The sequence below is a fragment of the Haloarcula rubripromontorii genome (genome assembly GCF_001280425.1).
Lineage (GTDB): Archaea > Halobacteriota > Halobacteria > Halobacteriales > Haloarculaceae > Haloarcula > Haloarcula rubripromontorii.
Genome location: NZ_LIUF01000014.1, coordinates 24874 through 36940 on the forward strand (window position 1 = coordinate 24874; position 12067 = coordinate 36940).

Consider the following 12067-nt stretch of genomic DNA (forward strand, 5'->3'; position numbering starts at 1 on the left):
CAGAGTTCATACGACCGATGTTCCGGACACACACAGGTCTTAACAATGTTTTTGCTTACCTGCCGGGACCGTGACAGTGGCTATCAAAACTAACAATCATGAGCATTACAAAACGACTCAAAGCCGTCGGCCCGGGAGCGATGGTCGCTGCCGCGTTCATCGGCCCAGGCACGGTCACGACTGCGAGTGTCACCGGGGCGGAGTTCGGCTACGCGCTTCTGTGGACAATGGTCTTCTCAATCGCTGCTACGATTGTTCTCCAGGAGATGAGTGCGCGGCTGGGCCTTGTCTCGGGGGAGGGACTCGGTGAAGCACTTCGGGAGCGGTTCGACAATCAGATCGTCGAGTACGTGAGTATATTCCTCGTTGTCGGCGCGATCGGCGTCGGGACCGCTGCCTACGAGGCCGGGAATATCCTCGGCGGTGCCGCAGGGCTCGCGACGATCACGGGTATCGACTCGACGGTGTGGGGGGTCGTGATGGGACTCGTGGCCGGACTCCTGCTCTACACTGGCCGCTACAAACTGATCGAACGCGCGCTCATCGGTCTGGTCGCCGTGATGGCGTTCTCGTTCGTGGCATCGGCTATCCTTATCGGTCCTGACCCGGGTGCGATTGCGATGGGGTTCGTCCCCGGTATCCCCTCGGGGTCGCTGTACCTCATCACCGGCCTCATCGGAACGACCATCGTCGGATACAACCTGTTCCTGCACGCGAGTAACGTCCAGGAACGGTGGAGCGGTCCCGACGATATCGGTCACTCGCGCATCGACACAGTCCTGTCAATCGTTGCGGGCGGCGTGATCACGATTACGATAATGGTGACCGCGGCCGCAGCATTCGAGCCAGGGACCCAGATCAGCGATATCGGTCAGATGGCCGAACAACTGCGACCCATCGCGGGGCCGTACGCCGAACTGTTCTTCAGCATCGGCATCTTCGCCGCCGGGTTCACGAGCGCGACGACAGCGCCGCTTGCGGGTGCATGGGCGACTACAGGGGCGCTCGGCTGGGAATCAGACATGCAGAGCACTCAGTTTCGCGCCGTCTGGGGGACCATCCTCAGTGTCGGGGTGCTTTCGGTGTTGCTGGGTGGCAGTCCCGTCCAGATTATCGTGTTCGCACAGGTTGTCAACGGAATTTTATTGCCAATCGTCGCGGTGTTCTTGATATATGCGATGAACCAGCGGGACCTCCTCGGCGAGTACACGAACGGGTCGATAGCGAACGCCCTCGGCGCGATTGTGACGCTCATCGTCGTGTGGCTCGGGGTTCGGACGCTGCTCAGCGTCGCGGGGGTGCTGTAGATGGGCGGCCGGCGGATCGGTGTCGACGTCGGTGGCACTTTCACCGACGTGACGCTGTCGCTCGACGGCGAACTCGTGACTGCGAAAGTTCCGAGTACCGAAGATCAGAGCGAGGGCGTCATCGCCGGGATCGAGAAGGCCTGCAAAGCGGCCGACATCGACCCTGAGACCGTAAGCGAGTTCTCACATGCGATGACGGTCTCGGTCAACGCGTTGCTCGAAGAGGACGGCGCAAAGACCGCGCTCGTCACGACCGACGGGTTCCGGGATGTGCTGGAGATCGGTCGGCAGGATCGCCCGTCGCTGTACGACCTGTCCGCCGAAAAGCCGACGCCGTTGGTTCCCAGACGCCGACGCTTCGAGGTGTCCGAACGAACGACCACGGACGGTATCGAACAGTCCGTCGACGAGAGCGAAGTGCGGGCAATCGCCGAGCAGCTGCGCGAGATGGATGTCGAGTCCGTTGCCGTCTCGCTGCTGCACGCGTACGCGCACCCTGAAAACGAAACACGCGTCGCAGACATCCTTCGGGATGAACTCGACGTGCCCGTCTCAGCCTCACACGAAGTCCTCGCCGAGTTCCGCGAGTACGAGCGGACATCGACGACGGCCGTCGACGCGTACGTACGGCCGGCGATTGACCGCTACGTCAGCCACCTGACCGACCGTGCGCGGGACCTCGGACTCCCACAGCCCCGGATCATGCAGGCCAACGGTGGGATCACCGAAGCCGACACCGTCAGGCGGAACGCCGTGACGACTGTCCTTTCTGGCCCTGCCGCTGGCGTCGTCGGGGCAGGTTCGATGGCCGACGACGAGCAGGACGGGCTCGTCACGTTCGATATGGGCGGGACCTCTAGCGACGTGAGTCTCGTCCGTGATGGCGAAGCGGAGCGGACGACGGAGGGCGTCATCAACGAGCGGCCGATCAAGACGCCGATGGTCGACGTCGAAACAGTCGGGGCCGGTGGCGGGTCTATCGCCTGGGTCGACGCCGGAGGCGCACTCCGAATCGGCCCGCGCTCCGCCGGAGCTACGCCCGGCCCCGCCTGCTACGGGAAGGGCGGGACTGAGCCGACCGTCACCGACGCGAACCTCGTGCTGGGCTATATCGGCGCAAGTACCAGCCTGGGTGGCGAACTGTCTCTCGACGAGGACGCGGCGTACGACGCGCTTGCTGACCTCGCCGACGAGGCGGGTCTCGATGGTCCCCTCGAAGCCGCTCGTGGCGTCTATCGCGTTGCCAATGCGAACATGACCAGAGCCATTCGCTCCGTGACCGTCGAGCGCGGGTACGACCCGCGGAAGTTCGGGCTGGCTGCGTTCGGGGGTGCTGGGCCGATGCACGCGGCAGCCATCGCAGATAGCCTCGATATGGATCGGGTGGTGATTCCACGCGCCTCAGGTGTGCTATCAGCGTACGGCCTGCTCGCAGCCGACGAGAAGCGCGACGCAGTACGGACGTATCAGCGGTCGCTTGACGCCGTCGACCACGACGACGTCGATGCAGTCTACGAGGACATGGCCGACGAACTGCTGGCTGAGGTCAGCAACCGCGAGACGGCGACAGTGCGTTGCTCCGCCGACCTCCGGTACGCCGGCCAGAGTTTCGAACTTACCGTGGATGTCGACCGGCCGTTCGACACCGCGGACGCACGCGAGCGGTTCGCCACAGCCCACCAGTCCGCGTACGGGTATCGAGCGGACGAGTCGGTCGAACTGGTGAACTGTCGCGTGACGACGACCGTCGAACGAAGCGCGCCGCCGGTCGAGTACGCCGCGGAGGGCGACCCACAGAAAGGGTCCCGGGAAGCAGTGTTCGCCGACGCAGTCCGCGAAACACCAGTCTACGGACGGGCGCAACTGCCACCACAGGATAGAATCGACGGCCCCGCGATTATCGAGGGCGATGAGAGTACAATTGTCGTCCCGCCGGCCTGGAACGTCTGGGTCCGCGATGACGGGACACTGATAATGGCGGTGAGCGACACATGAACGACGAAGCCACGACACCGAGTGACGAACAGGAGGCAATCGATCCCGTAACGCTGGAAATCCTCAGGAACCAGCTTGAGAGTGTTGCAACCGAGATGGGCCACGTGCTCATCCGCGGGGCGTACTCCCCGAACATCAAGGAACGCCAGGACTGCTCGACGGCGCTTTTCGACGCGTCGGGTCGGATGGTCGCACAGGCGGAACACATCCCTGTACATCTCGGCGCGATGCCCGATGCGGTGGATGTTGTCCTCCAGAAGGACCCGAAGCCGGGTGACGTGTTCATCGTCAACGACCCGTTCGCCGGCGGGACACACCTGCCGGATATCACGCTCGTCTCGACGATAGCACCCAACGACGAGGTGATCGGGTATGCAGTCTCGCGAGCCCATCACGCCGACGTGGGCGGGAGTTCGCCGGGGAGCATGCCTCCGGGTGCAAAGGAGATTTACGAGGAGGGGTTCCGACTGCCTGCTGTTCGACTCGTCGACGGCGGCGAACCCAACGCGGCAGTTCACGACCTCATCCGTGCCAACGTCCGGACCCCGGACGAGCGTGAGGCGGACCTCCGTGCGCAGCGCGCTGCGAACGAACGAGCCGAGGAACGTATCGGTGAACTCCTCGAAGAACACGGGTCGACCTTGCTCGATGCGTTCGATGCCGTCATCGAGTACTCCCGCGAGCGGGTTGAGACGGAACTCGACGCGCTTCCGGACGGAACGTATCGAGCGCAGGATATCCTCGAAGGCGACGGCGTGACCGACGCCGACATCCCGATCACGGTGGCCGTCACCATCGATGGAGCCTCGGTTTCTGTCGACTTCGCCGGGACCGCCGATCAGGTGGCGGGCAACCTGAACGCGCCGCTTTCAGTCGCAAAGAGCGCGGTCTATTTCGTCGTCCGAGCGATCACCGACCCGGAGATTCCGCCGAACCACGGCTGTTACGAGCCGGTGTCCGTCTCCGCGCCTGCAGGGTCAGTACTCAACCCGGACGCGCCCGCTGCAGTCGTCGGCGGCAACGTCGAGACGAGTCAGCGCGTCATGGATGTCACACTGGCGGCACTCGCCACGGCAGTCCCCGACAGGGTTCCTGCCGGTGGACAGGGAACGATGAACAACCTCATTATCGGCGACCGAGCCGGGGAGTTTACCTATTACGAGACAATCGGCGGCGGGTTCGGTGCCCGGCCCGGGAAAGACGGGATGGACGGCGTACAGGTCGGCATGACGAACACGCTCAACACGCCTGTCGAAGCGATGGAGACCGAGTATCCGCTCCGGGTCGAGCGGTACGCGCTGCGTCCGTCGAGCGGCGGCGACGGCCGATACCGCGGCGGACTGGGCCTCGAACGCACCGTCACCGTCGAGACCGACGCAACCGTGTCACTGCTGACTGAGCGCCGACGAACGGCCCCCGATGGAATCGACGGCGGCAAAGACGGCGCGACAGGGGAGAATCTTGTCGACGGCGAGCCAGTTCCCGCGAAGGCTTCCGTTGACGTCGAGGCCGGGTCGACAATCTCCGTCCGAACACCCGGCGGCGGCGGGCACGGCGACCCAGCAGAGCGGGACCCGGAAGCGAAAGAGCGGGACCGACAGGACGGAAAGGTAGACAACCAGTGACGTATTGGTTCGGTTGTCCCTGATAGAACACGACCGAGCTGTGAAGCGGTTTGTTCGAGCGCTACGCTCATACGACAGGAACACAGTACTGTGTACTGAGATGAAGGTCCCGATCGGAATCACGACCCTCCACCTTTCACAGAAGAGCGCGCTTCTGTTGCTCCTCGCAGTTGGCCTTCTCGGGTTTGGGGGGTACGACTACGTCCAGCAGTCACAGGCGGTCGACAACGCCGTTGCCGTCCAGGCAACCATCACCGACGCTCGCGTCGACCGGATGGAAGGCGGTCGTGGGATCGACTACGAGCCGGAGATTCGCTACACGTACCAGTATCAGGGGGAGACGTACACCAGCGAGCAAGTGTTCCCGAGCACGGGCGTTCGGACGTACTCCGACCGGTCGAGAGCAGAGTCAGTGGTCGAGTCCTACGAGCCGGGAGCAACGACCCGCGCGTACGTCTCACCGGCCGACCCGAACGACGCGTTCCTCGTTCGAGAGCGGACGCCGTGGCCACTGCGAGCCATCGCCATCGGCGGTTTCCTCTCTGTCATCGGGGTGCTGGCCGGGCTGGGGGCGAAGAGCCCGGGTCAGCAGGAGCTCCGTCCGGCAAGCGAGGTGCAGCCAGCGCCACGCGAGACCTGGGTTGACAGTCACGGCGAGACAGTTCACCGGCTATCGAAACAGGGACTCGGTGTTTGTTTCGTCGGGTTCTGGCTCTCGCTGGTTGCGCTGGTTTTCGGTCTCCTGAACACCACCGGTGGGTTCGGAGGCCCGCCACAGGAGATTCAGGCAGAACTTCTGGGACCGGTCGGGCTCTCGATGCTCGCGGGGTTCAGCTTCTGGGTCGGGATGGTCCTCTCACTGTGCCTGTATGGCGTCTGGTCGTTCACCGAATACCGGCAGCTCCGGCAGCGGCTGTCTGCGTCAAAACCGCCGAGTCCGTTCAGACACCCGAGTCGGCTTGTTACGATACTCGGAACCGGCGACGGTGATTTGAGCGAGTACGGACAGCGTGTCCGGCTGACTGGATGGGTATTGCTGATTGCTGCCGGGATGACGGCGACGCTGGCGTATCTCCTCTACACTGCAAGCTGACCAGGCACCTGGGGTCGGACGTGTCGCTGAGTCGTGCCACCGATAGCTAGCTGTCTGCTGTGTCGATGGCTTCCTGCACACCGAGCCAGTTCGTGATGGAGCCGTCGGGACCGGTGAGTGGCACTATCGTCACTCGGTTTTTGAAGCGTGTGCCGTCCGCGCGATAGTTCCATAGTTCGACGGTTCGCCGTTCCCAGATGTCGATCCCTTCCTGAAGCGTTGCGACCGCCTCGGGGTCCGTGGCTGGTCCCTGCAGCAATCGAAGGTTCTCGCCGCGAAGCGTTGCCAGCGAGTACCCGGTCATCTCCTGAAGCGTCTGTGTCGCATATCGGACTGGGTTGTCCTGATACGCCGGGCCAGTGAGTGCCAGGCCCAGCGGGGCCGTCCCGAGTCGAACCATTTTCGCGATGTATTCTCGCTCGAAAGGAGTTACAGAGCCAGTCTCGAACCCATCGAGGGCCCGAATAATGCCTGCCGGCGAGTCCCCCGCGTGGTCCGGATCGACAGTCCGGAGCTGGTGTGTGTCGACAAGGTCCGGAAGTCGCCGGCGAAACTGCTCCTCGTCGAGCAGCATGGTTTCGATAAGTGCGTCCCTGAGTGCGGCCATGTTGGGAGTTGCCAGGCCTAGCCTTCGGAGGCACAAACTCCCGTCGGTATCCTGCATATGGCTGCTTGGACCTACCATTCATGCTGATAGAGTACCTGTTATAGATACGCGCTTGTCTCTACAATGTCTGAACACGAGTACCCGGTGGTCGGCCTTCCGACACCCAGCGAGACATACGGCCCCGGCGATGCTGTTGCCATCCAGCTTGATGCGCTTGAAACGAACGACAAGCCATGTGACGACGCGGGGATCATGACGGCGTACAACTTCGCCTCCCCGGCCAACCGCCGCTCGACTGGCCCCCTCGACCGGTTCATAGCCATGGTCGAGTCACCGCAGTACCGCCCGATGATCGACTTCGAAGAGGCTGTGCGAGGCCCTGTAGAGCAAGACGAGAACTACGCTGAGCAGCGGGTGACGATTACGGGACCGGATGGACGGACAACCACCTACGAGTTCGGTCTGTCAGTCCAGTCCGTCGGTGAGTTTCGAGGGTGCTGGCAAACCGACCGTGTTGTCGTGGTCTGATCGGGGGCGGCGACAGCTGAATCAGTGAGTTGTAACGTGTCGTGAATCGGGTTGCAATAGCGACGACCAGTTTTGCCCGTCGAGTACTCTTCCGACCTCTCTCATACACTGTTCCGCAGAGAACGCGCTACAGGTGTCGGCCTGCCAGCCACAGAGCCGTAAAATGGGTAATTCCCTTCGGTCAGAACATCCACCGCAGAGCAGCAACAAACACAGGCGAGCAATAGGGTATATTTGAAATAGCTACCGCCAAAGGGTACGGTATGAGGATTTCTATCGTCGGAGGGGGATTCGCCGGGCTGGCAGCAGCGCAAGTGGCTGAAGAGGTTACGTCGGACGTGCAACTCTACGATAAGGGCGCATACAGCGGTGATCGAAGGGGGGCTTGGGGGGAGATGGTCTGGGACTACTCGAAGCTGCCTCTGGATCGACATGTTCCGGGATACGTTAGAGAGGCTAATACCGGGATATTTGTCGGTTCCAACGGGAAAACAACTGTAACTGTTCCTGATGGCGTGATTTTGAACAGAGGGGAGTTAGAGAAACACTGGGCAGGCACGCTCGAACGGACAGAGATTGTAGAGAACGCAGACGTCGACGAAGCAGAGTTTCGAAGGCTATCTTCGGAGTCGGATCTACTGATTGATGCCACTGGTCAGTTCCCGATCTCACGCCGGTTTACGTCCCTATCCTATGACGTAGCGTGTCCGACGCTGAGCGGGAGGATTGAGGCTGACTTCTCCCATCTGTATCCTGAGCCAAGAGCACTTGCGTACGAGAATTACTTCCTCTGGATCGTGCCACAGTCACCGGAGGAGGCAACTGTCGGCCTCGGCTGTCGAGAGGACAAGCCCCCTGCCGAACTGTACGAAGATATGCGACAGTTGCTTGCAGAAATCGATATCGAGCCCCCAGAGCGTGAGAGCCTGTACGGCGGCACTGATGTCTCAAACGGGTTACGGAGCCTCTCACACTGTTCGTACGAGCTAAACGACTGTACAGTGCATATCGCGGGTGACGCCATCGGATTGGCAAACAGCCTGACGGGCTTTGGAATGATACATGCGGCACAGTCCGGCCGAGCTGCTGTGCGTTCCTTCCTGCAAGGGGAGTCGTATAAACGCAGGTTGTTGTGCCAGAACTTCTGGACGAAAGCGGTCACTGGTGTGGCTTCACCCATTCATCACACTATCGGATTAGACGGAATAGCTCAGTTGGCAAAGTCGGACATCGAGTATCAGGAGGCCTTCGAACCGCAGCAGCCAGCAGATATTCTGGGCGCTGTTCGAACCTTCATTTAGAGCCACTACTCACGGTTAGACACGCAGTCGGCCAGAGAGCGGTGTTCGGTCGGGAACCGTGGAGAGTGGTGGGACATGGTGTCGCTTAATTTTCAGGCGGGTCGTATTCGCTACCGATACGCTACTCTTGTCTGTATGAGTGCCAATTTGTCTCACAACTACTCACCAACCGTTTGAGCAGTCGGCGTAGCACAGATAGAGATACTCGTGTCAGCTCACCATGCCAGCTATGAAGATTAATCCTATCCTGTACCTATTTGATATAGCTATTTCTTATAGCCATCCATTATGTCCAAGTAGAATGACTATACAGCATAGCTGGTTAGTATAGCTAACGATTATAGCTGGAAAAGGTGGTCGAACAAGTTAGCGGACAAGGATAGTCAGCAAACGCAGCTGCTAGTTCTAGCCCTGTGCGATAGTTTACCTAGTCAGAGGTAGAGTCAAGCATAGCAAACAGGTCAGCCGTAGAGTGAAAGACAGTCGCAGTTCTACTCAGTGTAGAAGAACGGGTAAGGCGCTATCGGGAGGGGGACGACTGCTCCCAGTCGTACCCCCACTCACGGAGTTTTTCTGCGACAAGCTCCGGATTGTCCATGGCGACGACAAGGGCAGCCTCCAGCGCGTCGGTCTTGTATACGTCCTCGCCGACTGCATCTTCTAAATTGCGGAGAAAGGTGGACTCCCGCTCCTCAACCTCGGGCCGAATGAAAATCGGCCGTTGTTTACGATCTTGCTTGACGGAGTCCCGCCGAAATTTGTACGGGATGTCTGGTTGGGTCGTAGTTTCTACGGCAGGAGATTCGGTTTCGGTAGCTGGCATCGCATCCTGCTGGTCGTCCGTTTCCGCCTCTGTGTCTGTGTCCGCCTCTGCAAACGGATCGTCGCCTGAACCGGATTTCATGCTGTTGCCTCCTGTTCTCGGGTCTGACGGAGGTGTGCCGCCAGCTTTTCGAACTGCTCCAGCGTCTCGATTTCATAGTCACGTTCCCGACTCCGGTGTTCTTCGATGTATTTGAACGCCGAACACTGTTTGCGCCAACACCCCTCGAGCAAGGACGTTCGCTCACGGAACACGACCGGGATATCATACGACTGCGCACGGAGTCGTTTGAGCATCTCTTCTTGATCGTTGGTTCCTTTGAATCGGTTCGGTACAGCGGCCAACACACCGACGTTGATGTCTAGTGTGTCTTCAAGTCCAGTAACGAGGTCTGCCAGACCCTCGACGGACTGCTGGCCCTTCCCGCTCGGTTCGAACGGAATGACCAGGTTTCGTGTGGCGTGCAACGCGTTGTACAGTTTCACGTCTGCGGTTGCCGGCGGATCGATGATGACAGTGTCATACGCTGATGGAATGCCCGCGTCTTTTAATACACGAAGAAGTTGGACGTTCGGATTCCAGTTTTCACCGAAATCCGCTGCCTCTTCCTCGCGCCGCCGCAGATGTTTCGAGAGTACCTCCAGAGAGTTGTGTGCAGGGAGAACGTCGACACCCTCGGAAGTCTCAATCAGGTCAGCGAACGGCCCCCGTGGCCGTTCAACGAGGTGTCGAACTAAACTGTCGGCCTCTGAGTCCGTTCGGCGGTCCGCAACATCGAACAGGAACGAAAGGCTCCCCTCCTGGGGATCCATGTCGATTGCCAGTACGTCGTGACCAGCGCGGGCGTCGGCGACGGCGAGGTTCGCCGCCATCGTTGTCTTGCCGACACCGCCGGCCTCGCTGTACACGGTGTAGGTCAGCATACCGTATTGGATTCGCCGCACAGATATAAAGATTAGTCAGACGGTATAGCTATACCGTATAGCTATTTAATGTGTTTTCCCTGCCACACAACTGTTCCGTTCCCACGAGTGATTACGCAGTGAATAACCCCGCAAGCGTCTCGCGCATCTCTGCGCGGCGGTGAGATCGGGCCTCAGACTCGGAGAGATAGTTATCGAGGACGACCATTGCGGACGTCGAGCCCTGCTCAGCCGCAACATCTTCGAACCGCTCCGCAACTCGCCGGACAGCAGCACCGTACGTAGTATACCAGAATCGACGACCCGTTTTCGGCGTCGGCGTGGTGCCATCAACCGTGATACCTGCGGTCTCGGCCACTGACTTGAACCGACGACGGACGGTTTCAGCAGTTAGATGACCACTAGTCGCGGATGAAGACGGCAGAAGGTATCCAGACCACTCTGGATCAGCAAGCGCCTCAATCCGTCGCTCTACGGTCTCTAGACCGGCCAGCAGAGCCACTGTCCCGGGGCCGTTTTTCCGCTCGCCGTCACCGAACTCTATGTACGGATGGGAGTCATCATCCGGATCGAGATTGAGCTGTCGGATATGGAGCGATGCGACTTCACTCGGCCGCAGCCCCCACCCGCAACATGCGACCACAATGAATCGGTCGCGTAGCTCAGTCGCCGCTGTATATAGGCGCTGGACAGCGTCTCTATCGAGTGCCTGGTTATCCCATGATGGAGTCGTATCCCACCCAAACCGGATTTCGAGGTCGGCGAGCGGGTTGTACGCGGCAGTGCCGAACATCACTAGGTGCTTGTAGAACTGCCGTGTGTCTTGAACGTATTTACGCCGTGATGCAAGCGTCGTCAGCGCCTCATCTAGTTGGTCAAGCTCGTCGAACGTCGCTGCAACCCGATCCATTTCTGCAACGCGTTCATCGGGATTCTCCAGCGGTGCGAGCAGATCTTTTGTATCGTGGATATTGGTATATACTTTCATGTAACGTCGCAAAATAGACCGACGTGTGTCGATTGTCGCATCAGCGCGCCCCCGTCGAGTCGAAAGTTCTGCGAGGTATTCCTCGACGGCTTGCTGTGTATTGTCAGCGAGGAACTCGAATGACCCCGATTCAATCGGTGCTTCCGGTACCCCGATCTCGTCGTAGAACTGCCCCGGAGAGAGGTCAAACCGGCGCTGGAGATGCTTGACGAATCCCGGGAACTGTCGGTTCAGCCATGCGTATGTGGGGGTTTCAACTGTTGGATTGAGGCCGTCGTCTTTCATCGCCGGCACAACGGTCTCACGGTAGAATGATTTGCAATCGGTCAGGTCCATCGTTGAATAGCGAGTTTCGGTCATTGTCTGAGTGGGTAGGCAGCGTGCTATCCCTACTGGGTCCTCTGAATCGTCGGAATTTCGTATGTATTGTATTTCAATCGGAGTACTAATAATTTGTCTTGTGTTGTTTTCTCACGCAGAAACCCACAACAAGACAAATACTGGGAGTTAGAGGGGCAAATAGTATAAACTGTATATAGCTATATCAAATTTCACCTCGGAGGTGTTGAGACTACAGCGGGTGTAGCGGGGCTGTAATGTATGTATTTAGACGGCTCTGGTGAATCGCTGGACAGCGTCGGCTTCGACCGTTAGAACTAGTGGAATGAAGCGGGAAACCGCCGATGCTCTATGTCGAAGATCTCCCGCTTCACAAACAAAGCGGTCCAGTTAGCTAAAAATGCTGTTGGTGAGCGAGGCGAAGTCGCCGCCCCCGAAGGGGGTGGCGGCTTCGCCGAGTATGCGGTGGTGTCGCTGCACTGTCTGCGGGTTTACCTGGAGAAATCCTACCGAGAAGCACTCGATTTGCTGAGTGAGA

10 protein-coding genes and 1 pseudogene are annotated in these 12067 nt (G+C 59.7%); 7 read left to right on the forward strand and 4 right to left on the reverse strand.

The genetic code is table 11. The features are described from left to right. The first annotated feature begins 98 nt into the window (after positions 1 to 98). The 4 genes from AMS69_RS19350 to AMS69_RS19365 all read left to right on the forward strand — a co-directional run bounded on the left by AMS69_RS19350 (position 99) and on the right by AMS69_RS19365 (position 6020). The gene (locus tag AMS69_RS19350; RefSeq protein ID WP_053969665.1) at positions 99 to 1307 is read left to right on the forward strand and encodes an Nramp family divalent metal transporter; all 1209 of its coding nucleotides are present in this window, start codon (positions 99 to 101) and stop codon (positions 1305 to 1307) included. Beyond that, a complete protein-coding gene (locus AMS69_RS19355) occupies positions 1308 to 3302 on the forward strand; it encodes a hydantoinase/oxoprolinase family protein (RefSeq protein WP_053969666.1) in 1995 nt (664 codons plus the stop codon). It abuts the gene before it with no gap. Continuing rightward, a complete protein-coding gene (locus AMS69_RS19360; protein WP_053969667.1) occupies positions 3299 to 4927 on the forward strand; it encodes a hydantoinase B/oxoprolinase family protein in 1629 nt (542 codons plus the stop codon). The genes AMS69_RS19355 and AMS69_RS19360 overlap by 4 nt, the downstream gene beginning before the upstream one ends. Positions 4928 to 5027: 100 nt before the next feature. Then, complete coding sequence (locus AMS69_RS19365; protein ID WP_053969668.1) at positions 5028 to 6020, forward strand: DUF3592 domain-containing protein; 993 nt, start codon at positions 5028 to 5030, stop codon at positions 6018 to 6020. Positions 6021 to 6066: 46 nt separating this feature from the next. Here AMS69_RS19365 and AMS69_RS19370 read toward each other — a convergent pair whose 3' ends face one another. Beyond that, on the reverse strand, positions 6067 to 6627 hold the full coding sequence (locus AMS69_RS19370; protein ID WP_053969669.1) for a PAS domain-containing protein: 561 nt from the start codon (positions 6625 to 6627) through the stop codon (positions 6067 to 6069). Positions 6628 to 6750: 123 nt separating this feature from the next. On the opposite strand from AMS69_RS19370, the gene AMS69_RS19375 reads away from it, so the two are divergent. Together AMS69_RS19375 and AMS69_RS19380 are read left to right on the forward strand one after the other, a co-directional pair. After that, positions 6751 to 7155 (forward strand): DUF4864 domain-containing protein, encoded by a 405-nt coding sequence (locus tag AMS69_RS19375; protein WP_053969670.1) that lies wholly within the window; start codon positions 6751 to 6753, stop codon positions 7153 to 7155. A gap of 263 nt (positions 7156 to 7418) precedes the next feature. Further along, positions 7419 to 8456 carry an NAD(P)/FAD-dependent oxidoreductase gene (locus tag AMS69_RS19380; RefSeq protein ID WP_238378592.1) on the forward strand — a complete coding sequence of 346 codons (1038 nt, stop codon included), beginning with the start codon at positions 7419 to 7421 and terminating at the stop codon, positions 8454 to 8456. A 520-nt stretch (positions 8457 to 8976) separates the two neighbouring features. Here the strand turns inward: AMS69_RS19380 and AMS69_RS19385 are convergent. The 3 genes from AMS69_RS19385 to AMS69_RS19395 form a co-directional block, all read right to left on the reverse strand. Continuing rightward, positions 8977 to 9360 (reverse strand): hypothetical protein, encoded by a 384-nt coding sequence (locus AMS69_RS19385; RefSeq protein ID WP_053969672.1) that lies wholly within the window; start codon positions 9358 to 9360, stop codon positions 8977 to 8979. Next, positions 9357 to 10202 (reverse strand): ParA family protein, encoded by an 846-nt coding sequence (locus AMS69_RS19390; RefSeq protein WP_053969673.1) that lies wholly within the window; start codon positions 10200 to 10202, stop codon positions 9357 to 9359. Before AMS69_RS19390 ends, AMS69_RS19385 begins: the two co-directional genes overlap by 4 nt. A 112-nt stretch (positions 10203 to 10314) precedes the next feature. Further along, positions 10315 to 11526 (reverse strand): tyrosine-type recombinase/integrase, encoded by a 1212-nt coding sequence (locus AMS69_RS19395; protein ID WP_238378593.1) that lies wholly within the window; start codon positions 11524 to 11526, stop codon positions 10315 to 10317. 354 nt (positions 11527 to 11880) lie between these two features. Here AMS69_RS19395 and AMS69_RS19945 point away from each other — a divergent pair. Beyond that, positions 11881 to 12067: pseudogene (locus tag AMS69_RS19945) on the forward strand (IS5/IS1182 family transposase); the annotation flags it as partial.